25 protein-coding genes are annotated in these 25,874 nt (G+C 40.6%); 2 read left to right on the top strand and 23 right to left on the bottom strand.

Going from position 1 to position 25,874, the window contains the following annotated elements; genetic code table 11:
• Positions 1-157: 157 nt before the first annotated feature.
• From ACXYSK_RS07520 to nrdR, 23 genes are all read right to left on the bottom strand, one after another.
• Entirely contained in the window at positions 158-1,042 is an 885-nt protein-coding gene (locus ACXYSK_RS07520; RefSeq protein ID WP_254726697.1) for an ROK family protein, read from the bottom strand.
• 15 nt (positions 1,043-1,057) lie between these two features.
• Positions 1,058-1,975, bottom strand: a complete 918-nt coding sequence (locus ACXYSK_RS07515) for a dihydrodipicolinate synthase family protein (RefSeq protein ID WP_458625580.1) — start codon at positions 1,973-1,975, stop codon at positions 1,058-1,060.
• A 164-nt stretch (positions 1,976-2,139) separates the two neighbouring features.
• Positions 2,140-2,790 (bottom strand): YesL family protein, encoded by a 651-nt coding sequence (locus tag ACXYSK_RS07510; protein ID WP_458625579.1) that lies wholly within the window; start codon positions 2,788-2,790, stop codon positions 2,140-2,142.
• 20 nt (positions 2,791-2,810) lie between these two features.
• Positions 2,811-3,263 (bottom strand): YhcH/YjgK/YiaL family protein, encoded by a 453-nt coding sequence (locus ACXYSK_RS07505; RefSeq protein ID WP_458625578.1) that lies wholly within the window; start codon positions 3,261-3,263, stop codon positions 2,811-2,813.
• Positions 3,264-3,706: 443 nt separating this feature from the next.
• Positions 3,707-4,546 (bottom strand): carbohydrate ABC transporter permease, encoded by an 840-nt coding sequence (locus tag ACXYSK_RS07500; RefSeq protein ID WP_004250812.1) that lies wholly within the window; start codon positions 4,544-4,546, stop codon positions 3,707-3,709.
• A gap of 16 nt (positions 4,547-4,562) precedes the next feature.
• Positions 4,563-5,429 carry a carbohydrate ABC transporter permease gene (locus tag ACXYSK_RS07495; RefSeq protein WP_053092415.1) on the bottom strand — a complete coding sequence of 289 codons (867 nt, stop codon included), beginning with the start codon at positions 5,427-5,429 and terminating at the stop codon, positions 4,563-4,565.
• Positions 5,430-5,666: 237 nt separating this feature from the next.
• Positions 5,667-6,983: an ABC transporter substrate-binding protein gene (locus ACXYSK_RS07490; protein WP_254726701.1), complete on the bottom strand. Its 1,317-nt coding sequence runs from the start codon at positions 6,981-6,983 to the stop codon at positions 5,667-5,669.
• A 115-nt stretch (positions 6,984-7,098) separates the two neighbouring features.
• A complete protein-coding gene (locus ACXYSK_RS07485) occupies positions 7,099-7,797 on the bottom strand; it encodes an N-acetylmannosamine-6-phosphate 2-epimerase (RefSeq protein WP_006150888.1) in 699 nt (232 codons plus the stop codon).
• A 254-nt stretch (positions 7,798-8,051) separates the two neighbouring features.
• On the bottom strand, positions 8,052-9,035 hold the full coding sequence (locus ACXYSK_RS07480) for an acetylxylan esterase (protein WP_458625577.1): 984 nt from the start codon (positions 9,033-9,035) through the stop codon (positions 8,052-8,054).
• A gap of 231 nt (positions 9,036-9,266) precedes the next feature.
• Positions 9,267-9,752 (bottom strand): acyl-CoA thioesterase, encoded by a 486-nt coding sequence (locus ACXYSK_RS07475; RefSeq protein WP_006154562.1) that lies wholly within the window; start codon positions 9,750-9,752, stop codon positions 9,267-9,269.
• Positions 9,753-10,044: 292 nt separating this feature from the next.
• Positions 10,045-12,060, bottom strand: a complete 2,016-nt coding sequence (gene recG, locus ACXYSK_RS07470; protein WP_458625576.1) for an ATP-dependent DNA helicase RecG — start codon at positions 12,058-12,060, stop codon at positions 10,045-10,047.
• Between the two features lie 24 nt (positions 12,061-12,084).
• Positions 12,085-13,188: an alanine racemase gene (gene alr, locus ACXYSK_RS07465; RefSeq protein WP_458625575.1), complete on the bottom strand. Its 1,104-nt coding sequence runs from the start codon at positions 13,186-13,188 to the stop codon at positions 12,085-12,087.
• Positions 13,178-13,540, bottom strand: a complete 363-nt coding sequence (gene acpS, locus ACXYSK_RS07460) for a holo-ACP synthase (protein WP_458625629.1) — start codon at positions 13,538-13,540, stop codon at positions 13,178-13,180. The genes alr and acpS overlap by 11 nt, the downstream gene beginning before the upstream one ends.
• A gap of 45 nt (positions 13,541-13,585) precedes the next feature.
• The gene (locus tag ACXYSK_RS07455; protein WP_458625574.1) at positions 13,586-14,617 is read right to left on the bottom strand and encodes a 3-deoxy-7-phosphoheptulonate synthase; all 1,032 of its coding nucleotides are present in this window, start codon (positions 14,615-14,617) and stop codon (positions 13,586-13,588) included.
• Between the two features lies 1 nt (position 14,618).
• Complete coding sequence (locus tag ACXYSK_RS07450; protein WP_458625573.1) at positions 14,619-15,650, bottom strand: 3-deoxy-7-phosphoheptulonate synthase; 1,032 nt, start codon at positions 15,648-15,650, stop codon at positions 14,619-14,621.
• A gap of 80 nt (positions 15,651-15,730) precedes the next feature.
• A complete protein-coding gene (gene secA, locus ACXYSK_RS07445; RefSeq protein WP_458625572.1) occupies positions 15,731-18,244 on the bottom strand; it encodes a preprotein translocase subunit SecA in 2,514 nt (837 codons plus the stop codon).
• 179 nt (positions 18,245-18,423) lie between these two features.
• Positions 18,424-19,017 carry a LemA family protein gene (locus ACXYSK_RS07440; protein WP_235083442.1) on the bottom strand — a complete coding sequence of 198 codons (594 nt, stop codon included), beginning with the start codon at positions 19,015-19,017 and terminating at the stop codon, positions 18,424-18,426.
• A 39-nt stretch (positions 19,018-19,056) separates the two neighbouring features.
• Positions 19,057-19,899, bottom strand: coding sequence for a TPM domain-containing protein (locus ACXYSK_RS07435; RefSeq protein WP_458625571.1), 843 nt, complete (start codon positions 19,897-19,899; stop codon positions 19,057-19,059).
• A gap of 190 nt (positions 19,900-20,089) precedes the next feature.
• Complete coding sequence (der, locus tag ACXYSK_RS07430) at positions 20,090-21,400, bottom strand: ribosome biogenesis GTPase Der (RefSeq protein WP_458625570.1); 1,311 nt, start codon at positions 21,398-21,400, stop codon at positions 20,090-20,092.
• Between the two features lie 13 nt (positions 21,401-21,413).
• Positions 21,414-22,127: an NADPH-dependent oxidoreductase gene (locus ACXYSK_RS07425; protein ID WP_458625569.1), complete on the bottom strand. Its 714-nt coding sequence runs from the start codon at positions 22,125-22,127 to the stop codon at positions 21,414-21,416.
• Positions 22,124-23,020: a primosomal protein DnaI gene (gene dnaI / locus ACXYSK_RS07420; RefSeq protein ID WP_458625568.1), complete on the bottom strand. Its 897-nt coding sequence runs from the start codon at positions 23,018-23,020 to the stop codon at positions 22,124-22,126. Before dnaI ends, ACXYSK_RS07425 begins: the two co-directional genes overlap by 4 nt.
• Positions 23,021-24,190 (bottom strand): replication initiation and membrane attachment family protein, encoded by a 1,170-nt coding sequence (locus ACXYSK_RS07415; RefSeq protein WP_458625567.1) that lies wholly within the window; start codon positions 24,188-24,190, stop codon positions 23,021-23,023.
• On the bottom strand, positions 24,191-24,664 hold the full coding sequence (gene nrdR / locus ACXYSK_RS07410) for a transcriptional regulator NrdR (RefSeq protein ID WP_004250782.1): 474 nt from the start codon (positions 24,662-24,664) through the stop codon (positions 24,191-24,193).
• A gap of 140 nt (positions 24,665-24,804) precedes the next feature.
• On the opposite strand from nrdR, the gene ACXYSK_RS07405 reads away from it, so the two are divergent.
• Together ACXYSK_RS07405 and ACXYSK_RS07400 are read left to right on the top strand one after the other, a co-directional pair.
• Positions 24,805-25,170 (top strand): GntR family transcriptional regulator, encoded by a 366-nt coding sequence (locus ACXYSK_RS07405; protein ID WP_006150869.1) that lies wholly within the window; start codon positions 24,805-24,807, stop codon positions 25,168-25,170.
• A gap of 3 nt (positions 25,171-25,173) precedes the next feature.
• Positions 25,174-25,869, top strand: coding sequence for an ABC transporter ATP-binding protein (locus ACXYSK_RS07400; protein WP_458625566.1), 696 nt, complete (start codon positions 25,174-25,176; stop codon positions 25,867-25,869).
• The last annotated feature ends 5 nt before the right edge of the window (positions 25,870-25,874 follow it).

The following is a 25,874-nucleotide window of genomic DNA, read 5'->3' as shown; positions in this document are numbered from 1 at the left end:
GATTGCTTTCCTTTAGTTCATATCTGTTAGTGTTACTAGCATATATTTGAATTAACTTAAATATACTATATCGAAGTCAAAAATGCAAGATTCCTTGACATTAGTAAGCAAGTTACTCTTTGCTTTCATGTAAAAAACCTAAATTGGCAAAGCCAATTTAGGAATGTTTTGTTCTAAAATGATAATAAGCACCGAGCATACCGGCAGTATTCTGATGGTGGGCAAATTCAAGTTGTGTCTTGTCTGCCAAGCTTGGAACGAGGGCATCTTTCAAAGCCTTACGGATTTTAGGTTTCAAAATTGCTTCTTGCCCCATGATGCCACCGCCAAGGATGACAACTTCTGGATTAACCACATAACAAATATTCGCTAAACCTTTGCCCAGATAATCTACCATACGGTCAATCCCCTCCATACAGAGTTTATTGCCTTCGGTAGCTTCTTTGAAAATTCTACGACCGTTCCACTGTTCCACTTCATCTCCATGTGCGTCTGCTACATACTTAACAAGAGCTGTCGTAGATGCTAAATCCTGGAAGGCTCCATCCTGCATGTGCAGATAACCAACTTCACAGGCAGAATTACTAAAGCCATGGAAAACTTGGCCATCAATGATTAAGCAACCACCGATACCTGTTCCAATTGTCAAACAAAGGGTAATACTTGCACCCTTTCCTGAACCAGAGACAGCTTCAGCAAGACCTGCACAGTTAACATCATTTTCAATTTCACAAGGAATATTAAAGCTAGCTTCAATTTCCTTTTTAAATTGGGTTCCAGCATAATTTGGAATCTGTGGACCAGCGTAGAAAATCTCACCCTTATCAGGATCAACCATTCCCGCTGAGGAAATGGCTACACCTGACACTGGTCCTTTTTCTAGATAGCTAGCTACGATATCTTTTGTTTTCTGTAAGATATGTGGACCGCCCTTATGAGCCTCAGTTGCTACTTCGTGAGACTCTATCAGTTGTCCATCTTGGTCAATCAAACCATATTTGATATTAGTTCCGCCAATATCAATTGCAACGTAATTAGTCATAAAGCCTCCTATTGATTAGAGGAAACGCTCCTTAGTTTCACGAATCAATTGAGCAGCTGCTTCTACAACTGGACGATCTTCTTCGGTCACTGGTGTAAGTGGAGAACAAACTGATCCGATATTAAGTCCTTCATTGATTTTCAAGACTTCTTTGATAACACCGTACATGTTTCCATGTGCAGCAGTCAATTTTCCAATGATAGCGTTGATTGCATATTGCAATTCACGCGCTGTTTCTAGGTCTTTTTCCGCAATCAATTGGTTGAGTTTCAAGAAGAGTTCTGGCATAGCACCATAAGTACCACCGATACCAGCTTTAGCACCCATGAGACGTCCACCAAGGAATTGTTCGTCTGGACCATTAAAGACGATATGATTATCACCACCAAGACTTACAAAAGTTTGGATATCTTGAACTGGCATTGAAGAGTTTTTAACACCGATGACACGTGGGTTTTTCAACATTTCTGTGTAAAGGCTTGGAGTCAAAGCAACTCCTGCCAATTGAGGAATGTTATAGATAACATAGTCTGTATTTGGTGCTGCTGCACTGATGTCGTTCCAGTATTTTGCTACTGAGTACTCAGGCAAACGGAAGTAAATTGGTGGGATTGTTGCGATAGCATCTACTCCCAAACTTTCAGCATGGCGAGCAAGCTCGATACTGTCTTTGGTATTGTTGCAAGCCACGTGAGCAATGATGGTCAATTTACCTTTAGCAACAGCCATGACTTCTTCCAAGATCAACTTGCGGTCTGCTACACTTTGGTAGATACATTCACCTGAAGAACCGTTGACATAAAGTCCTTGAACACCTTTATCAATAAAGTATTGCACCAAAGCACGAGTTCGTTCTGGGCTTACTTCTCCCTCATCATCATAACATGCGTAGAAGGCAGGAATAACACCTTCATATTTTTTTAAATCTGACATAGATTTCTCCTAAGATTTCTTATTTTCTGCTCTGAGCAGATGATTTTTTACTATTTTAGTATACACCTTGTAAAAAGCGCTTTCAATACATCCAAGCCACTTAGATTTTAATTTCTATTCATCTCCCGTAGCTTTTATTGTGTGAAAGTAGTTTCATATCATTTTCAATCTGCTTGATATTTAGCAAACAATTTTTCCATTAATCCAGCCTGGCAAAAGGCAAGAAGACCAAAGCCAAAGAGTAGAAATGCTGATCCACCGAGCACTAGAGTAAAACCTGACAGATAGAGAAGCATAATGATTAACAAAATAATCGCAAGCATCAAGAAGAACCACACGAAGTTAAAACTTACCAAGAGCAAGCCCTTTTGGAGCACTTCTTTCCAAGTTAATGCATAGCGTGCAGCAATTGGATAGCTAGCCAACATAACTAGGGTTAAAAATATCAGAATTCCCAAACAAATAGCTTTAATGAGTTGAAAGGCAACTCCAGTTTGACTCCAAAATAGTGATAAGTCAACCACACTGATCAAAAAGATTCCTAATTCCAGCAAACCTAACTGAAAACCTAATTTCAAATTTTGCTTAAAGGCTCTAGTATAAATTTTGAAAACAGGAATACGACGGCTGCGCTTCACTTCAAAGATTGTCTGATAGAGACTGATTTTAGCTACTCCAATAGTCACAATAGGCAAACAAGACACAACAAAGAGCAGATTAACCGTCACGATATCTAAAACCTTCTCACAAAATCGCATAAGAAAGTTATCCGTATCGAATGCCGCTTTTATCAATCCTGATCCTTTATGTGCCATTGTTTGCTCCTCCTAACTGACTAATCGATTAAAATTTTAAATAAGTATTTGCGAACTTTATCTTCCATACCTGCATAGCCATTAGGTTGATGAGGTTCACCTGGGAAAAAGACTGCAAAATTGTGATAACCCAATAAAAGTGGGTATTGTTCATGACAATGAACAAAGCCGATATCGCTAGCTTCGTCAAAGGCTGCAGCCTCATCTTTGACACGAGAACCGTAACTAGAATACTCATGTCCTTCAACTAACAAATGCAAATCTGCATATTTTTTATGATGCTCAAAGCGATCATTTTCTTCTTTATTGAGAACATTTTCTTGTACAACTAGGAAAACTTTATCCCCATCAATCTCGTATTTCCCTAATTCAAAGTTATCTTTACGATGCTCATAGAGATAATCAATAGCCTTGTCCAGATTTGGGTGAATTCCCTTGTAAAAGCTAATGTTTTTTAAATCATCAAAAATCATAGTAATTTCCTTTACTTCTGATGCTTATTTCCAATTTGATTTATCTTTTTTACCCTTTCCCTTAAATAATGCGGACGGAAGGTAAAATTATCCAGTGGATGATTTTAGAAAACCATGAAATGAAAGTCCTAATTTTTGAGCTCCTCGCTCATTCATTTCTAGGCTCAGGCTAAAATAGTTCCCCGAACTATTTTACTCTCAAAAATTCCGTCCAAGATAAGTACAACATACTTATCTTGGATACCACTAAAATGGGAAATAACTACTCTAAATAGTATCTAAAAAGTCAAAAATCAAGTTTATAAGTGTCTAACAAAACTTCGTGAAGCAAGCAACTCCTCTCCATTTTGTAGACACTTATATATCCTGTATTCTCTTAGTATATCAACTATACTTCTGTATACTGATAAACAGATTGTACGATATTCAATATTCGCAGAGTACTATCCTTTGACAGCTCCCATAGTAATCCCTTGAGTGAAGGATTTTTGGAAGACAAGGAAGACTGTTACGATTGGCACAGCTGCAAGAGCAGCCCCTGCCATGATCAAGCCATAGTTGGTTGCCATCTCAGCCTGCATAGTCGCAACCCCGAGTGAGATGGTCAAGTTGTTACGAGATGTCAACATAACCAACTGCATAAAGTAGTCATTCCATGTATTGATGAAGGTAAAGATTGCAAGAGCTGCAAATCCTGGTTTCACAATAGGGAAGGCTACACTCCAGAAAGTACGAATCTCACCACATCCATCTATTTTAGCAGATTCGAGCAATTCTGTTGGAATGTTTTCACTGAACTGTTTCATGAGGAAAACCCCAAATGGCCATCCGATCAAAGGCAAGATAACCGCCCAAAGAGTATCATGGATTCCCATGAAGTTAACGATACGTACCAATGGCACAAGGACAACTTGTTTTGGAAGAGCCATGGCAGCAATAAAGATAGCAAAGAGAATGCGTTGTCCATAGAAACGTTTCTTAGCCAATACATAACCTGCTAGTGAAGAGGTTGCACAAACCAAGAACATTGTTACCAATGAAATGAAGACTGAGTTCCACATCCATTGCAAGGCTGGGTTTTGCACCATCAATTGTTGGAAGTTCTCCATTGTTGGAGCTTTAGGGAACCATTGTGGTGGAATCATAATGGTATCTGGTTGTGATTTGAATGCACCTGTCAAAATCCAGTAGAATGGAAAGATAAACAGTACAGTCAATAAAAGCAAGAAGATGGTTGAAATAACAGTGAAGGCTGTTAAAGGTTTCTTTTGTGTAGATTGCATAGCTGTCTCCTTTCTATTAATATTCTACGTCGTTTCCAAGTACTTTAAATTGAACAAAGCTGACGATAGCGATCATAACTGCCAAGAATACACCAATAGTATTGGCATAACCATACTCAGTCAATTGGAAGGCTTTCTCGTATAGGTAGTACATAAGTGTACTTGTTGAGTAGTTTGGACCACCTGAAGTCAAAAGTTGAATCAAAGCGAAACACTGGAATGAGTTGATTGTTGTGATGATTGCGATATAAAGAGTTGTTGGAAGGAGGCTTGGCCATTTAATCTTCCAGAAAACTTGTAACTCAGTAGCTCCGTCGACACGCGCCGCCTCTACAAGTGAGTTATCAATATTACCCATTGCAGCGATGTAAAGGATGATTGGCTGACCAACTGAGGTTGTCAAAAGAATAATCATAATCGCCATCAAAGCCCAGTTTTTATCACCCAACCAAGAAATGTTTTGGCTAATGATATGACTTGACTTAAGCACAAAATTCAAAATACCTGATAGAGGATCATAAATCCATTTCCATACAACCGTTACGGCAACACTACCTGTTACAACAGGAAGGAAGAATACAAAACGATAGAAGGATCTAGCAACTGCATTTTGTTGGTAAGTTTGTGATGCCACAAATAGTGAGAAGAGTACAACGACTGGTACAGATCCGATAACTAAGATTACGGTATTAATCAAAGATTTTGTAAAGACAGGGTCTTTAAACATGCGGATGTAGTTGTCCAATCCCACAAACTCAAAGCTAGTCATCGAGTAGTTAAAGAAACTAGTGATGAATCCCATGATCATTGGAGCTAGGACAAAGACGGTAAAGAAGATTAATACTGGTGCTAAGAATGCATAAGAAACAATTGTTTCTCTCATGCGAATTTTATTGACTTTCACAGTCGGCACCTCACTTTCAAATAGTTTTTGTTTTTTTGATTGTTGTCTGACATTGATGTAAAATCAAAATGAAATTTTTTCCAAGAAAAGCCTATGTAAGAACTTCATTTTAATTTTGACCTGTCAGTTCCTTACATTTTTTAAACAAAACTCCCCCTTTTCGTACACAGATGTGCACAGGGAAAAGGGGGGATTTTACTTTTTATTTAGGGCTTATTATTTAGCTGCTTTTTTGATTGTTTCATTCGCTTTTTCAGTGAATGTTTTCAAAGCTGCAGCAGGTTCTTCGTCACCATTAGATACTGATTGAAGCATTGGGAACCATAGAGTTCTCATTTCAGCAAATCCATCGATTGTGTTGTAGTATGGAGAGTAGTATTTAGTCCAACCACTGATTGTTTCCATACGTTTGTCATCGTAAAGTTTACCAAATGAAGTACGAACTGGGAATGCTCCTGTACGAACTACGTCTTTAGGACCCCACTCTTTATCATCAGCGATGAATTGGATGAATTTCTTAGCTGCAGCAACTTTCTTTTCATCCTTGTTGTTGAATACTGCAAATCCGTTTACAAGGTATTCAAGAGCTGGTTTACCAGAATCAGATGGGAATGGAACTTCTACCACTTCAACTTTACTTGCTTCCAATAATTTAGCTTGGATACCGTTTTGAGCTGGTGCCCAAAGGATTGTGTATGATGTTTGACCATTTGCAAAGTTTTGGATGTCTGCACCACCGTCAAATTGTGAACCGTTGTTCAACAAACCGTCTTTGATCCAGCTAGATGCTTTTTCAAGACCTTTAACGAATTTAGGATCGTCAGTTGTGTATTTAGTTACTTCTTTATCAGTTACAGATCCGCCATAAAGGTTAGCGATGAAGGCACGTGTTCCTTGGTCTCCCCCTTGACCTGAACTGAACAATGAACCTGGTGTGTAGCCTTTATCTTTAAGCGCTTTCAAAACTTTTTCGAAGTCATCTGTTGTCCAACCTTCTTTTACAAGGTTTGCAACTCCTGCGTCTTCCAACATTTTCTTGTTCATAGCCATGTAGAATGGTGCAGAACTGATTGGATACATGTAAGCTTTATCGCCTGCTTTACTTGCTTGGATGATGTTTTCGTTGTTAACATCCTTCACAAATTCGTCTGTAAAGAGGTCGTTCAAGTCAGCCAATTTACCATTTTTACCGTATTGGATGATACGCCCTGGTGCGTCAAAGAGTACGTCTGGAGCAGTTCCTGCTTCGATTGCTGTAGTGATCTTTTCAGGACCAGATTTGAAGTCGATTGTTTCAAGTTTAACTTTGATATCTGGATTTGCTTTTTCGAAAGCTTCGATGATAGATTTTTCATAAGTTCCTACACCGTCACCAGTTTTTTCTTGAGTAAAGACTGGGAATGCCCACCAAGTGATTTCTGTTTTTCCTGAATCACTTGCAGCATCTTTTTTAGCGTCTGATTTGCCGCAAGCAGCAAGAGATAGAACTGCAGCACCTGCAAGTACTGTACAAGCTAGTTTTTTAAATTTCATTAGTATTCTCCTAAATGATGATAAGCGTATCCGAAGCGGATAATGAGTATTGGCAACTTTGTATACGTTTTTATTTTTTCTACGAATCAACCACTCTCCTCGTGTTTTTATTATCTTATTTGAGTCCAGCAACAAATCGTTCTGTTATCTCTTTTGGTCTAGTAATAGCTCCACCAACTACGATTCCTCGCACTCCGTAACCTAAGATTTGCTTGGCTTGTTCTGGTGTATGAATCTTACCTTCTGCGATAACGTCTACTCCTGCATCGCAAAGTTTCTTAATCAATTCAAAGTCTGGGCCATCCACTTTTGGACTGTAAGATGTGTAACCTGACAAGGTTGTTCCGACAAAGTCAATTCCAGCTTCAACTGCTGTAAGACCTTCTTCAAAAGTACTTGTATCAGCCATCAACAATTGATTTGGATATTTTTCTTTGACTTGACGGATAAATTCTTGAATGTCTAAACCATCATAGCGTTCTCTCTTGGTACAATCAAGAGCGATAACCTCAATGTCTAGAGCTGCTAATTCATCAACCTCTTTCATAGTAGCTGTGATGAATGGTTCCTGTGGTGGATAATCACGTTTGATAATCCCGATAATCGGAAGGTTTGTGACCTCTTTTATTTCCTTGATATCTCGAACACTATTTGCTCGGATACCGACTGCTCCACCTTGCTCAGCTGCTTTGGCTAGCAAGGGCATAACACCTCCCGCTTCTGTATAAAGCGGTTCGTGAGGAAGTGCCTGACAAGAAACGATGATTCCATCTTTAATCTGCTCAATCAAAGCTTCTTTAGTGATTTGTGGCATCTACTTTCCTCCTTTTCTTTTTCTTATGAGCCTATTATATATCATTTTTAAAGCGCTTTCAATAACTTGTGCTAGAATAGATTGAAGTTTCAAAACAATTTTATGAAACAGATTCTGCTGAAAGTAGTTTCAGTTGCTACTGTTTTTTATTTATAAAAAGCAGATTTATCAACTAGCACATCTATATTTAAACTCAATTCTGTTGTACTATAGCCCCCACTTCAATAGAAGCTATAGTGATATTCAAAATTATTCTATTGCCCTACATATGTAAAAGGTATCTCACTGCCACATAACCAATTATAAACTTGATCATTGACATGAACATTCATAGCTTCATGCGCGTATTCAGGCATAAGGCGATAACTCTTCTCACAAGTTAGACGATTGTATATAGCAAATTGAGTGATTGGGTAGCAGACGTCATCATCTAGCCCCGTAATCATGCGAACCTCACCCTTAATACGATGGGCAAAGTTTTTCACATCGATATAACCTAATGTTTCCATAATCTTCTCTTCCGTTTCATGGAAAGGATCATGAAATTTGAAATATCTAAAGAGCTCATCATAAGCTTCACTAGTATTCCCAATCTCTAACACTCGTCTAAAGTCAGACAAGAATGGATAGATGGAAACTGTACGCTTGATTTTAGGGTTCAGAGCTGCTGCAACTATGGCTAAAGCCCCACCTTGAGATGCTCCATAGCTAGATAATTGTTCTTCATCAACTCGAGGAAGACTTGCAATAATTTCCACCAACTGATAAATATCTAGATAAACATCCTTGAAGAACAATTGGTCCTTGCCCGCTACAGCTCCTCGAATAATTTGCCCTTTAACTGTATTTCCTAGAGGAGAACACATGCCATCTTGAGAATAACCAGACTGTCCTCTGACATCCATGGATACCACACCATAACCTGCTACGGTATAGGTAAGCATATCTGTCCAATCCCAACCACGTCCCATATAACCATGGAAGTGGAAAATGACTGGTACTTTCTCTTCTGATTTTGGTAAGACTACACGTGCATAAACAAGGCCATCACGTGTACCTTTAAAGGTTAACTCATAGCACTTTACATTTGGAATATGAAAAACACGTTCCTCTAGTTGGTAGTCTGGCAAGACCGAAACCTTGCCAATCTCACCATCCCAAAAAGCATCAAAATCTTGAGGAACTTCATCTCGCCCTCTATAAGTTTTCATTTCTTCTATTAATGCTGGATTTCTCATAAAACTCTCCTTGTTTTTTGTAAACGTTATCATAACTGTATCATATCTAGAAAAGCAATGCAAGAATGACCCTAAATCAGAAAGTTTTTTTACGTTATTCTTTCATTCCAAGATAGACTAAAAGTAGTTTCAAGCAGATTCTTTCTTAAAAATTCGTGATAGTTGTTTGAGTTTATATTACACAACTAAAAATGAGAGCAATTCCTTGCTCTCAGTTCCTTATCTATATGTTTACATGTTGTCTTTAACTGCTACGGCAACCATTTTAGCTTTTGCACGCACTTTACCTGCCACTGACATTTCCATAGAAACAATGGCTTTTCTTTCCCCTAGTTCCTCCAATGTTGAAGTAACGACAATCTCATCGTCAATTGGGGTTGGGCTAAGATAATCAACTTCTAAATGAGCTGTGATGAAGCGTCCGATAACTGTTTCGGCTGTCAATTCCAAACCCTTTTGATGATGAGCGAACCATGCAGCAGACGCTGTTCCATGACAGTCAAAAATGACAGCAATCATGCCACCAAATAGATTTGCAGGGACACCTCCTGTATACTGCTGGTCTACCTTGATACGGCTAATGCAGCTCGTGCCCTCTACACTTGGATAAGTTTTCAAATGCAATCCTAAATCATTCTTAGGTCCACAACCCCAACAGTGTTGAAATCTTTCCCCATATGTATCCTGAATTGCAACATTTCTTGTTTCTAATGTCATGTGAACTCCTTTCAGAAGTATATTGATTAGTTTTCTTCATTATAGCAACCTTTGCCACAATAGTAAATAGACTAGTCCGATAATTATTTTAATTCCTAGTCTAAGCTCACTTTATAGAGAAAAAAGAGCGTTTCCGCTCTTTTACTTAGTATTTAGGAGAAGGTACTTGTTTCACTTGAAATGTTTTTTAATCATTTACTTTAATCATCATATGAGAGTCCTCATTTCTTTTTGATGACTTTAGTATAGATCTCTTTCCTAAAACATATCTTATAGTTTTCTTAGAAAATACTTAATCCAAATGTTCTTTCTTTTGTAGATTTAGAGCTATTATATGCCATTCTGGATCCTCTTGCCAGTTAGGGAGAGAACTGATATAGCTTGCTACCTTTCTAGCTTCCTCAAGGATTGGGAAGTCTTCGATGATATCAGCTACATGAAACTCTGGTAGACCCGACTGTTTGGTCCCAAAGATTTCTCCAGAGCCTCGCATTTTCAAATCTTCCTCCGCAAGGACAAAACCGTTGGTCGTTTCTGTCATGATACGCATGCGGTCTTTCCCAGAATCAGTTTTTGGATTGGCCACTAGAACTGCGTAGGACTGCTTGTCCCCACGACCGACACGACCTCTAAGTTGATGAAGTTGACTAAGTCCAAAGCGATCAGCATCCATGATAATCATGACTGTTGCATTTGGAACATTGACCCCGACCTCAATAACCGTTGTAGAAACCAAGATACCTGTCTTTCTCTCTTTGAATTCCTGCATAATCTGGTCTTTTTCATCACTCTTCATCTTTCCATGTAAGAGGGCAACTTTTGCTTTCCCTGCAAAATGAGTCGTCAACTCTTCTGAGAGTGCAATGGCATTTTTCAAATCCAAGGCTTCAGATTCTTCAATCAAAGGCGAAATAACATAGGCTTGGGAGCCTTTTTGAATCTCACCCTCCAACCAAGTCAAAACCTGTGGCAGTTGTTCATGCTTAATCCAACGTGTCACAATTGGTTTACGTCCAGCTGGCATCTGGTCAATAATGGAAACATCCATATCTCCAAAGGCTGTGATGGCTAAGGTTCGTGGAATGGGAGTTGCCGTCATCATGAGGACATCTGGATTTTCTCCTTTTTCACGTAAAATACGCCTTTGTCCGACTCCAAAACGGTGTTGCTCGTCGATGATAATCAAACCGAGTTTAGCATAGTCCACCCCATCCTGTATAAGGGCATGGGTACCGATGATTACATCAACATCACCCTTGGCAATAGTTTCCAAAACCGTACGTTTTTCTGCAGCTTTTAATGAACCTGTTAGGAGAGCTAGTTTCAAATCAGGAAAGAGACTTTCTAGACTTTCAAAATGTTGCTCTGCAAGGATCTCTGTCGGAACCATGAGGGCAGCCTGATACCCAGCCGTTACAGCAGCATACATGGCAAGACCTGCAACCACTGTCTTCCCGCTTCCTACATCCCCTTGTAAGAGTCGATTCATGTGGTAGTTCGACTTCATATCTGTTAGGATTTCTTGCAGGCTTTTTTCTTGGGCTTGGGTCAGAGCAAAGGGTAACTTTTCTTTTACTGCCCTTAGTTTTTCTTGGGACCAATTCAAGACCAGACCACTTCCATCAACCTTATTTTCAGACTTGAGGGTCTGTAATTGCATTTGGAAATAAAAGAGTTCCTCAAACTTGATTCGACGAAGGGCCTGTTTGTATTCTGCCAAAGCCTTGGGAAAATGCATGGCACGCACAGCCTGACTTCGGGGCATGAGTTTGTATTTATCTAGCAAAGACTGAGGGAGATTTTCCTCTATCAAGAGATCCAGTCCTTGATCAAAGGCGGTCTTGATGACCTTAACAAGTCCTACTTGACTGATACCTTGTGCGAGACGATAGACTGGTTGAAGGTCGTCCTCCACTTGGGCTAAAACCTTCATCCCTGTTAGACTAGCCTTAGCGCGATCCCACTTGCCAAAGACTGCTAAATTCGCTCCTAGCTCAATCTTATCTGCTAAGTAAGGTTGGTTAAAGAAGTTAACGGCAAACACAACCTCTCCTTGCTTGAGGCTAAAGCGTAGGCGATTGCGCTTAAAACCATAATATTGAACACTAGCTGGCGTCACCACCTGACCAGACAGAACTGCTTTCTCACCATCTTCTAGTTCTAGCACCTGCTTGGTTTTAAAATCTTCATAACGGAAAGGAAAGTAGAGCAAGAGGTCTTGCAGGTTTTCAATTCCTAGTTTGGTATATTTCTCTGCTGATTTTGGTCCCACGCCAGGCAAGACATGCAAGGGTTGATGTAAATTCATGCTCCTCTCCTTTCCTTCTGTTTCTTAATGATATTCTCTCGGAACTCGATCACTGAGGAGACAAACCACCTCATAATTGATGGTTCCTCGGTAGACTGCTACGTCTGTTGCAGTAATTTCTTTATCACCGTCTGAGCCAATCAAGGTTACCTTGGTACCTAATGGGTAAAGCTTAGGTAAGCGAATCGTGATTTGGTCCATGGATACACGCCCTACGATGGGGCACAATTGTCCATCAACCAGAACTGAGAAATTCTGCATATCTCGTGTCCAGCCATCCGCATAACCGATCGGCAAAGTGGCAATGACTTGTTCACTGTCTGCCTGATAGGTCGCTCCGTAGCCCATACAAGCCCCAGCTGGGACTTTTTTAACATGAACAATGGCTGACTCCAAAGTCAAGGCCGGCTTCAGTTCATAAGGCAACTCTAAAACTTGTCCGCTTGGATTGAGACCATACATAGAATCTCCCATACGAACTGCATTAAAAATCGTTTCTGCATGCCATAGAGTAGTCGCAGAGTTACTCGCATGGACTAGTTCAGGGACTTCTTGCAAGCCAGCGAGTATTTCCTTGAAACATTCTAACTGTTGCTTAAAGTAGCTGTCTGACTCTTCATCTGCAGTTGCAAAATGGGTAAAGATCCCTTCAACATTAGCCCCATGTTCCTTGAGCAAAGTTTGAGCCTGTTCTGCCTCGCTTGCACTTCTAAAACCAATTCGCCCCATACCTGAATCAATTTTAAGATGAACGGTTAAACCTGATAAGTCTGGATCTGTAGCTATGAGTTTCTGGATCCATTCCAATCCTGCCACTGTTAAGGTAATAGCATACTCCTTAGCCAGTGAAAGAGATTCAACCTCAGATACTCCCAAAATAAGAATTTTCTTAGAAATTCCTGCCTGACGAAGTTCGAGGGCTTCATCGATATTAGAAACGCAAAAGCCGTTAACATCATCCTGGATAGCCGTCGCAACAGCTATCGCTCCGTGCCCATAGGCATTGGCTTTTACAACCGCCCATTTAAGGGTATCTTTGGGAATGTGCGCTTCCATTTGTTGGATATTGTAGCGGATAGCACCCAGATCGATGAGGGCTTTGGTTGGTCTATGTGGACTAGTTTTCATGATTCTCCTCCAAAATAACACTAGCTGTCACAAACTGATCTGTATGGCTGATTGATAGCCAAACATTTCCTGAAAACGGGGATTTGCTGAAGTAGGGAGCTCCTCTTTCATTGTTCAAAATTTCCAAATCTTGAAAGCTCAGCTTACCAATTCCCGTTCCCATAGCTTTTGAGAAAGCCTCTTTAGCTGACCAACGACCAGCCAAATACTCGAACTGTCTGCGGCCTTTGAGACTGGAAAAGCGCTCCATTTCCTTGTCTGTCAAGACACGTCGAGCAAAACCTTCTCTTTTTTCAACTGCATTTTGTATGGAAGCTAATTCTTCGATATCGATTCCGTGTCCAACTATCATTTTCATCAAAAGGAGTTGAGATACCCCCAACTCCATCCTTTTCACTTATTTTGTTAAGGTAGTATAGATTTCTTCTACCAGGGCTACTGTATTTTCCCATCCTAGGCAGGGGTCTGTAATCGAACAACCAAAAAGTTCTGGTTGATTTTGTCGACCATCTACCAAGTAAGACTCAATCATGAAGCCTCGAACTGTCTTCTTGATTTTTTCATTCCAGTCACGATTGAGCAAAGATTGGCGAACAATTCGAACTTGCTCCATATATTGTTTCCCTGAATTATCATGGTTGGTATCAATCATGATAAAAGGATTTTCAAGACCCATAGACTCGTAACGTCCAATAGCATCTAAAAGAGTTTCATAGTAGAAGTTTGGCTCATTCTTCCCATATTCATTCATAGCTCCACGTAAGATTACGTGAGCCAAGGGATTTCCTGAAGTTTCAACTTCTTGGCCGTGAAAGAGAAAGGTTTGTTTGTTTTGTGCAGCATAGATGGCATTAAACATAACAGACAGATTTCCAGAGGTTGGGTTCTTCATTCCCACTGGTGCATCTATTCCTGAAGCTACAAAACGGTGTTCTTGGTCTTCTACTGAACGCGCACCCACTGCATGATAGCTCACCAAGTCATCGACTAATACGAGATTGGCCGGATACAGCATTTCATCCGCTGTGGTCAATCCAGTTTCTGTAATCACTCGATAATGAAGTTGACGAACAGCCTGCAAACCATTAATCAAGCTTGGAGTCTTAGAAGTATCTGGCTGATGAACCAAGCCCTTGTAGCCATCTCCATTGGTACGTGGCTTTGCAGTATATACACGCATAACCATGAAAATCTTATCTGCCACTTTTTTCTGCAAGTCTGCCAAACGACGAGCATACTCAAGCACTGCTTCTTCATTATCAGACGAACAAGGCCCAATGACCAACAAGATGCGGTCATCCTTTCCTGAAAGGATGTCTGCTAGTTCCTGGTCACGACTTTCCTTATGTTGCAATGCTTCTGCAGATAGCTGTGTTTCCGCCTTAATCGCTTCAATATCGATTTCTTGACCCTTCTCGATAAATGCCATATTATTCTCCTAGTCTTTGGTAGATTTCACGAACAAGAGCTTCAGTATTTTCCCATCCAAGACATGGATCAGTGATAGATTTTCCAAAGACCTCTGGTTCATTTTGACGACCGTCTTCTAGATAAGACTCAATCATGAAGCCACGAACATGTTTTTTAATCTTTTCATTCCAGTCGCGGTTAATCAAAGTTTGACGTACGATACGAATCTGATCCATATACTGCTTGCCTGAGTTGTCATGGTTAGTATCAATGATGATAAATGGATTTTCAAGTCCCATCTTTTCATACTGGGCAATAGTATCCATTAAATTATCGTAGTAATAGTTCGGAATGTTTTTCCCGTATTCATTGAGGGCGCCACGGAGAATGGCATGAGATAGAGGGTTCCCTGTAGTTTCAACTTCTTTCCCTAGGAAAAGGAAACTTTGTTTATTTTGCGCTGCATAAATACCGTTGAACATGACATTGAGATTTCCTGATGTTGGATTTTTAAATCCTGTTGGGAAATCTGCTCCACTGGCTACAAAACGGTGTTGTTGATCTTCAACCGAACGAGCTCCAACTGCCATGTAAGAAATCAAGTCATCGACCAAAGGAAGATTCTCTGGATATAACATCTCATCTGCCGTTGTCATACCTGTTTCAGAAATAACACGGTAGTGCAGGTGGCGAACTGCCTTGATCCCATTGATGAGGCTAGGTGCTTCTTTGGCATTTGGCTGGTGAATTAATCCCTTATAGCCATCACCATTAGTACGTGGTTTAGCAGTGTAGACACGCATGACCATAAAGACCCGGTCTTTGACTTCTTCTTGCAGCTTTGCCAAACGCTTAGCATACTCGAGAACTGCTTCTTCATTGTCAGATGAACAAGGACCAATCACCAACAAAATACGCTGATCTTCACCACGAATAATCGCTTCAAGCTCTTGATCGCGTTGCTGTTTATTGGCCAGCGCTTGTCCTTCTAATTTAGACAAACCACGAACTTCTTCAATATTAATTTTAGGGCTTTTTGCTGTAAATACCATTATTCATCTCCTTATAAAGCAAACGGACGCCAAGCGAAAATTCACTTTTCACTAGGCATCCGCCTGAAAATTAGTCAATATTAACGTCGTTTACCGTGACAGTTTTTAAATTTCTTACCAGAACCACATGGACACAAGTCATTGCGTTTTACTTGACTTAGGTCCAAATCAGCTGGAAGACTTGTTTGTTGCGCAGCGATATTGCGAGTTGCTGTTGTACTGATATGGTGTTCTGTTTGTGGTCGTTCTTGTTCATGAATCTGTGCTTTCATCATCAAGCGAGTCACATCAAACTCAATCGAACCAATCATATCGTTAAACATACGGAAGCCTTCTGCTTGATACTCTACAACAGGGTTGTTTTGAGCATAACCACGAAGACCAACAGCGTTTCTCAACTGATCAAGAGCATCGATATGGTCTGTCCATTTGTTGTCAACTACACGTAGAATCAAGACTTTTTGGAATTCTTTCACAGCTTCTTCGTCACGAAGCTTCGCAACTTGGCTATCGTAGACTTTCAATGCACGTTGGTATAATTCATCCTTGATAGCTTGGTCTGACAAACCTTCTAGATCTGAAAGTGAAATTGAATCTTCTGGAAGCAAATTGTACTTCGCAAAGTTCAAGATTGCTTCGAGTTTTTCATCTTGTTTAGAACGAGCATGGCCATCGACAATTCGTCCAATCGTACGGCGAATCATAGCGTGAATTTCAGGAGCCAAGTCACGATCTGCAGTGATGACATCATAACGTTGTGCGTAGATAATCTCACGTTGTTCACGCATGACATCGTCATATTGAAGGACTTGTTTACGAGTATCGTAGTTATTTCCTTCAACACGTTTTTGCGCTGCTTCAACCTGACGTGTCAACATACGAGATTCAATGGCTTCGTCAGACATATTGAGACGTTCAAAGACACCCTTCAAGCGTTCTGAACCGAAACGTTTCATCAAATCGTCTTCTAGTGACAAATAGAATTGTGATTCACCTGGGTCACCTTGACGACCTGAACGTCCACGAAGCTGGTTATCGATACGACGGCTCTCGTGACGTTCTGTACCAATGACACAAAGTCCTCCAAGTTCACGAACACCTTCGCCAAGTTTAATATCGGTACCACGACCGGCCATGTTGGTTGCGATAGTCACCGCACCACGTTGACCAGCATTCATGATGATTTGCGCTTCTCTATAGTGGTTCTTGGCATTCAATACTTCGTGTGGTACGCCTGCTTCAACCAATTTCTTAGAAAGAAAATCACTGGTTTCAACGGCAACAGTACCTACCAATACTGGTTGACCTTTTTGGTAACGCGCCTTAACATCTTCAACGACAGCCTTAAATTTTGCATCGAGGCTAGCGTAGAGAAGGTCTGAATGGTCGATACGTTGGATTGGACGGTTAGTAGGAATTGGAATAACACGGATGTTGTAGATTTCGCGGAATTCCTCTTCTTCTGTTTTACCAGTACCAGTCATACCTGCCAATTTTTTATACATACGGAAAAGGTTTTGGTAGGTAATCGATGCAGATGTCTTGGTTTCATCTTGAATTGGGACACCTTCTTTAGCTTCAATCGCTTGGTGCAAACCATCAGAGTAACGGCGACCTTCCATAGTACGTCCAGTAAATTGGTCGACAATCAGGATTTCTTGCTCTTCACTCACCACATAGTCGATATCAAGAATCATGATGTAGTTGGCGCGAAGGGCGTTGTCGATAAAGTGAGTCAATGCTACGTTTTCGATATCGTAGAGATTTTCGAGTTTGAAGTATTCTTCAGCCTTATCAATACCTGAGTCAGACAAACCGATTGTCTTAGACTGAATATCAATGATGTAGTCATCTTTATCCAAAGACTTCACAAAATGGTCAGCCATGTGGTAGAGTTGACTTGTTTCAACTGCATTAGCTCCTGAAACGATCAATGGTGTACGAGCTTCGTCAATCAAGATAGAGTCAACCTCATCGACCAAGGCATAGTTAAGTGGGCGTTGAACCATGTTCTCTGCACGTACAACCATGTTGTCACGAAGGTAGTCAAAACCAATCTCTGAGTTAGTTGAGTAAGTAATATCACAGAGGTAGGCTTCTTTTTTCTCCATTGGAGATTTTGCAGCTAGGTTAATCCCAACTGACAAACCAAGCCATGAGTATAACTCACCCATTTCAGTTGCATCACGTTCTGTAAGGTATTCGTTGACGGTAACTACGTGTACACCTTTACCTGAAAGAGCATTTAGGTAAACAGGCATTGTCGCTGTCAAGGTTTTCCCTTCCCCTGTACGCATTTCTGGAACGTCACCGTGGTGAAGAACGATACCACCCATAACCTGAACCTTGTATGGGAAAAGCCCAAGAACACGTTTCGCTCCCTCACGTACGACCGCAAAGGCTTCGTACAAGAGTTGGTCAAGCGTTTCACCATTTTGATAGCGTTGTTTGAATTCTTCTGTTTTTGCTTGCAATTGCTCGTCTGTCAATGCAGCCATTTCATCTTCATATTTGAGGACTTTATCAGCCATCTTTTCTAAGCGGCGAAGTTCTCCTTTATCATTTTCGATGATAGTTTTTAGTAAATTTGCCATTTGTTTCCTTACTTTAAATTCTGAATATTTTAGAATGTTCTTTTTATTGTAGCATATTTGCCAAGTTTTATCAAGAAAGAATCCGTGTTTATGCATGCTAAAAGAGGCACATTTAGAGCCTCTTTTTCATAAATCATCAAACTAGTCTAGTCATTGTTTTCCTTTTAGGAAGATCAAGCTTAATCCTTGGTTGTAGAATTACTAAAATCGACCTTTGGAGCTGTCTTGGCTTCATCACTTTCTTTGAAAGTTTCCGCTTCTTTAAAGTTCATCATGTTTGCAAAGAGAACCGTTGGAAAACTTCTCAACTTTTGATTGTATTCTGTAGCCGCTTGGTTGTAATCCTTGCGAGCTACAAAGATACGATTTTCGCTTCCAGCCAACTCCGTCATGAGTTGTTCAACGTTTTGATTGCTCTTCAATTCTGGATAGTTTTCTGTTAGCGAAATCAAACGTGAGATAGCGGAACTCAACTCTCCTTGAGCCTCTTGATTTTCTTTTGAAGTTACGGAGCCATTCCCAATTTTAGCACGAGCTTCTGCAATTTGGGTAAAGACTTCTGTCTCATGGTTCATCTGACCTTTTACAGACTCTACCAAATTTCCAATCAAGTCAGAACGACGTTGAAGAGCTGTCGCTACATCTGCTTGCGCTTGCTCGACCTTGGTTTGCTCTGATACAAGACCATTATAAGTGCCTACTACTGAGCATCCACCTAGCAAGAGAATAGCCAGTAAAATACTTAATACATAAATAATTCCTTTATTTTTCATTTCTTAAACCTACTTATTTCTTTAAATTACATACGAACATTACCAATCATCGGATGAGCCTCCGCCATCGAAGCCTCCGCCGTCCCAGCTACTAGATGAGTCTGATCCTGAGTCGGACCAAGATGACCCTGAGTCGGAAGAGTCACTAAACCACCAGCCGCCGTCAGAGGAGTCTCCCCGTCCGCTACCTCTACCTCTGATAATGGCAATAATGACTCCAACGAAATATATTACCGTCAGGAACATAAAGAAATCTTTTATGGGGTCTTTTTTTTGACGACGGTTTGATGAACTAGTTCTATCTCGATTAGATTTTTTCCCACTGATACTTTCGGAATAACGTTTGATATCAGAGGAGTCATCATCAGACGAGAAGGTCCCAGTTCCTCTATAAAACTGATTGTCCAAACCTTTGGCAATCGCTAGAATTCCTTTACTATAGTCACCAGTTTTAAAATCTGTACGGCTGGCTGCCAAGATCTGCTTGGTTTGATAGTCTGTTATTCTAATGGCGGTGTTATTACTGGTTTCAATTCTTGATTTACGGTCTTGAACGGCTACTACAATGAGACTTCCAAAATTATCGCCTGAATAGCCAATCTTCCAAGACCTAGCGGTTTCATTTGCTACCGTTTCAATGCTTTCACCTTCCAAACTGTCTACGATATAGACACCTATTTGAAGCTTTTCTGCCTTTTGACTATTGGTTTCATTTAAGTCACGAATTTGAGTAACTACTTCCTCTGTCAAATAATGATTTGGATCATAAATACCATAGTCTGGTTTTTCAGGTGCGGTAAATCCTGATAGGAAGAAAAATGCCATCAGCAATCCAAGTAGATGCACCACGAAACGATTCTTTAACAATCTATCTTTTTTCATAATAACCTCCTTGTGCAAGGAAAATTGTTTAGAGAATTATAGCATTTTGACTTTTACAAAGAAAGTACCTTTTCATTACAAAACCATGACACAGACCAGGAAAAATATGTTATTTCGATGACAAATGTAGCTCTACAATCTTGAACTTATCGATAAAAAAAGAAGACTAAATGCCCTCTTTTTTATCATCTTACTTCCGTTTTCTTGCGATGAGGTGGATCGGCGTTCCTTCAAAGACGAAGGCCTTGCGGATTTGATTTTCCAAGAAACGCAAGTAAGAGAAGTGCATCAGTTCTTCTTCGTTTACAAAGATAACAAAGGTCGGTGGTTTGGTTGCAACTTGAGTCGCATAGAAGATTTTGAGGCGTTTCCCTTTGTCTGTCGGTGTCGGGTTGATGGCAATAGCATCCATAATCACATCATTCAAGACAGCTGATGGGATACGGGTATTTTGGCTCTCGCTGATTTGCTTAATCATCTCTGGTAATTTGTGAAGACGTTGTTTGGTAAGAGCTGACACAAAGATAATCGGTGCGTAAGGCAAGTATTGGAACTGCTCACGGATATCCTCTTCCCAGTTTTTCATGGTGTGGTTGTCCTTATCCAGCGTATCCCACTTATTTACCACGATGATCATCCCTTTACCAGCCTCGTGAGCAAATCCAGCGATACGTTTGTCGTACTCACGGATACCTTCTTCGGCGTTTAGCACCATCAAGACCACATCCGAACGGTCAATGGCGCGCATGGCACGCATAACAGAGTATTTCTCAGTATTTTCATAGACTTTACCAGACTTACGCATACCAGCCGTATCAATCATGATAAATTCTTGGCCATCTGCATCTGTAAAATGGGTGTCAATAGCATCACGAGTTGTCCCAGCTACAGGACTGGCAATGACGCGATCTTCTCCCAAAATGGCATTGATCAAGCTAGATTTTCCGACATTTGGACGACCAATCAAACTGAATTTGATGACATCTGGATTTTCTTCTTCAACTTCATGTGGAAGATTTTCGACGATAGCATCCAACACATCCCCTGTACCAATCCCGTGAACAGATGAAATGGGCAGTGGTTCACCCAAGCCTAGTGCATAAAAATCATAGATATCATTTCGCATCTCAAGATTGTCCACCTTGTTGACTGCAAGGATGACCGGTTTATGGGTTTTATAGAGTTTACGAGCTACGTATTCGTCTGCATCTGTGATTCCTTCTTTTCCAGAAACGACAAAGACGATGACGTCTGCCTCTTCCATGGCAATTTCTGCCTGGTGCTTGATTTGTTCCATAAACGGAGCATCGACATCATCAATCCCTCCAGTATCAATCATACTAAAAGAACGATTGAGCCACTCACCAGTAGCATAGATACGGTCTCGTGTTACTCCTTCGACATCTTCTACGATTGAGATGCGTTCCCCTGCAATACGGTTAAACAGGGTTGATTTCCCAACATTGGGACGTCCTACAATGGCAACAGTTGGTAAGGCCATGTTTTCTCACTTTCTACAATAAGTTCTTTTGTTCAAGATTTTCTCTAGTCGAGCTTGGTTCAGGCTGACCGAATTGCTCCGCAAGACGCTGACTCCAAGTCGTAGTCGCACGCGCTCCTGCGTATTCATTCTGCACACGGTCATAGGCTTCAATAGCCTCAGTTGTTTGTTCTTGGTATTCTTCCTCAAAAACAACATTCTCGAGTGGCAATCTTGGTTTTACATCATGCTTTTGATTTGGTACACCTAGTGCAATCCCAAAAACTGGATAGGTGTAGTCAGGTAGCTTGAACAATTCTGCTAATTCAACAGATTTGTAACGCACTAAACCGATAATCACTCCACCATAGCCAAGGCTTTCTGCCGCAAGCAAGGTGTTTTGCCCAGCTAATGCAGCATCTACTGAAGTGATGAGGATCCCTTCAACTCCTTGAGGTTGGAAAGTATCTGTATGGAGACGAGCTCCTTTTTCTGCACGGTTTAAATCACCCACAAAGAGGAGAAAGACAGCAGACTGACGAATCGCTTCTTGAGGAACAAGCTCATACAAAGCTTCTTTCTTTTCTTGACTTCTGACTACAATCACAGAATACGATTGGAAATTTTTCCAAGAAGAAGCCATTTGCCCTGCAGACAAAATGGTATTTAAATCTTCTTGAGGAATTGCTTCTTCTTTAAATCTGCGAACCGAAGTATGAGATTTCATTAATCTGATTGTTTCACTCATCGGCGATTTTCTCCTTCTAGTCGTGTTTCATCTGCCAAATAACGGATACGCTCCATCACACGTCTAGCTTCCCAGGTTTCATCATTTCCATTCTTGCCTTTAGCAAAATGTTTTTCCAAATCTTCAAAACTGAAATTTGAAGTAAAGAAGGTCGGTAAATCTTCTTGCATACGATATTGGAGAATCACTTGTAAGACTTCATCACGCACCCAAGGTGTTGATTGCTCAGCACCGATATCATCAAAAATCAAAACTTCAGCTTGCTTGATTTCATCCACCAAACTCTTTACATTACCATCACCGATAGCATTTTTAACGTCAATGACAAAGCTTGGATAGTGAAGAAGGGTAGATGAAACGCCACGTTTTTCTGACAAATCATGGGCTAGGGCAGCCACCATAAAACTCTTCCCAACTCCAAAGTCTCCATAGAGGTAGAGACCTTTTCGGATTTCTGGATATTGTTCAACAAAAGTTAAGAGCTTTTCAAAAACTGGCAAGCGTCCTAAATCATCCAAATCAACTTGAGCTAGGCTAGCTTTTTTAAGACTAGCTGGAAGATTAATCAGTCTGAGACGGTTCTTGATAGCCGCTTCCTTCTCAGCCGCAATCAGTTCCGGAGTTTCCTCATAAGATACATCCGCGTAACCATGGTTCATGACTAGGATAGGCTTGTAACCACGCGCGATATAGTCTGTATCTCCTCGGAGGAACTTATCTCTCTCAGTGATGTATTGGTTAAACTTGGAAATACTACGGTTCAACTCCTCCTGACTGAGAGATTCCTTCTGGATAAAAGCCGCAACATCTGGATCTTTTACAATCTGCTGGACCAAGTCCTGGTATTGAAAACGGCTGGGATGACCCTTAAGCACATCTCCTACACTTTCCATCTAGTCTCCTCCTTTTCCTAATCGGGCTAACATTTCTTTTTTCTTGCGTTCTAATTCCAAGCGAGTTTCTTCGCTGGTTTCATTTTTATATTCTGGATTACTCCATTTTGGGACATTGGTTTTGGCTTGATTAGTCTTAGACAGTTTTTGCTCCTGTCCCTTTTGATTCTTCTCTCTGATTCGAAGTACAGCTTCTTCAGCAGATCTGACTTTGTTATAAGAGTAATCATTAGCCACTTTCATGGCATATTTTTCATTGAGGTTGGCCGAATCAACCTTATTGAAGGTCAAGAGTATAACAATGTTGATAACCTCATCAAGCAATCCCAAGTCAGCCATCTGTTTTAACAAATCGCGTTCAGCTTGGATAATTCCTGCATTTCGTGTTTGTTTGATTCCCGCTAAAAACTGTAGGGCAGTTTTGCTTTTCGCTTCCCTGATAATAGTCGCTTCTTGGGGACTGAAGTCCGACGAAACAGATTTTTGCGCTGATTTTTCACGCATACGCTTGACAGAGATAACTTGAGAAACAGCTGTCGCCTTGGCCAATTGATAGGTTTCAAACCAGGTCCATTTTTTCTCGTCAGCTATTTTAAACAGTTCTAAGACATCTGTCTGTTCATCTTGGAAACGGAGGCCATCTCTCGCCATAAGTTGACGGAAATGTTCCAAATCAAAATCATTTGTAAAATTAGCTTTTCCGAGTGTTTCCTCAGTGTTAGCTATATCTTCTATCTCTGGAAAGGCCTGACTCAAAGGAACGGTCAAAGCTTCTCCCTCCGCAGACTCTTGGCGCAAATCAGAAACTGCTGTCTCACCGATTTTTTTCTCCAACAAGGTACGATAAACCGTATGACGCAAGAAATCCGAACTAGAAAGCGTTGGATGAATAACAAGTTCATAGGCATCCCCATTTTGGTAAAGAGTGACCAAGTTGAAGGCTGATAAGATTTTAAAGGCTTTTAAGAGCCTATCCATCCCGAAATTGAGATGATTGAGAATAGCAGCAAAAAGATGTTCCTTTTGCCCATTATCCCAAAAGGCTAGGGTGTAAAGGTAAAGACTCAGCGCATCCTGACCGATAATCGGGAGGTAGCACTGCACCAGAGATGTGGGATCTTGCGACACCCGATTATTCTTTAGAAAAGAAAAACGATCATTAGGCTTCATTTATTTTTCCTTTTTCTTCTTTGAAGATTGCGTAATTTGTTTGAGAAGATTCTCGAGCTCACTCACGTCTTTAAAACTACGATAGACACTAGCGAAACGAACATAAGTAATTTCGTCTAGTTCAGCCAGTTCTTCCATAACGAGAGAACCAATATCTTCACTTTGAATTTCATTATCATTGCGACTGAGGAGTTTTTGTTCAATACGATTGACGACCATGCCAATCTCATCACTGGACACCGGACGTTTTTGAGCTGAACGGATTATCCCATTAAAGATTTTATCTCTCGAGAACTGCTCCCGTGTGCCATCCTTTTTGACCACAACTAGCGTTCTTTCTTCTACACGTTCATAGGTCGTAAAACGATGTTGGCATTCTTCGCACTCACGTCTTCTTCTAATCGTATTTCCTTCTTCAGCCTGACGGCTATCGATAACACTTGATTTAGTAGCGCCACACTTTGGACAACGCATGCCTTCCCCTCCTTGTCGTTTTCTTTTCATTATACCATTTTTTGAGCAATTCCCAAAATAATTCTCCTTTTGGCTTGACAAGTTTTTTGTTTAGTTGTACTATTTAATTAACACAAGAGAAAAATAGAAAGGAGACCGTGATGTCCTGGACATTTGATAACAACAAACCCATCTATTTGCAGATTATGGACAAAATCAAACTGCAAATTATTTCCCACAAACTTGAGCCTAGTCAACAACTGCCAACTGTTAGAGAATTGGCTAGTGAAGCTGGTGTCAATCCAAACACCATCCAACGTGCCCTATCAGACCTGGAAAGAGAAGGTTTCGTATACAGCAAGCGGACTGCTGGCCGCTTTGTCACAGAGGACTTGGACTTAATCTTCCAATCCCGCAAACAACTATCCGAAGAACAACTGCAACAGTTTGTCACAGCCATGGTAGAATTTGGCTATGAAAAAGAAGAACTACCTACTGTTTTGAGAGATTATATTGAAGGAGTTTAGACTATGACCTTATTAGAATTTGAAAATGTTTCAAAATCCTATGGACCCAACCCTGCCCTTAAAAATGTTTCCTTCGAAATTCCAGCTGGTAAGATTGTGGGTCTCCTTGGCCCAAATGGTTCTGGAAAGACAACCTTGATTAAGTTGATTAATGGCTTGCTTCAACCTGATGAAGGACGTATTCTTATCAACAATACAGAGCCTAGTCCCGAAACAAAAGCCATTGTGTCTTATCTACCTGATACGACCTACCTTAACGAGCAAATGAAGGTCAAAGAAGCTCTTACCTTCTTCAAAACCTTCTACAAGGATTTCAGTCTTGATCGTGCTCAAGGCCTTCTTCGTGACCTAGGTATCGACGAAAACAGTCGCCTTAAAAAGCTCTCCAAAGGGAACAAAGAAAAGGTCCAATTGATTCTTGTCATGAGTCGTGATGCTCGCTTATATGTCCTTGACGAGCCCATCGGAGGAGTCGACCCTGCAGCCCGTGACTATATCTTGAACACCATCATCAACAGCTACTCCCCAACTTCGACTGTCTTGATTTCAACTCATTTGATTTCAGACATCGAGCCAATCTTGGATGAGATTATTTTCCTCAAGGATGGAAAAATCGTCCGTCAAGGAAATGTAGATGATATTCGCTACGAATCTGGAGAGTCTATCGATCAACTCTTCCGTCACGAATTCAAAGCTTAGGTAAA

It is taken from the genome of Streptococcus sp. V919, from assembly GCF_054353475.1.
This window is presented reverse-complemented; position numbering and strand designations above follow the sequence as displayed.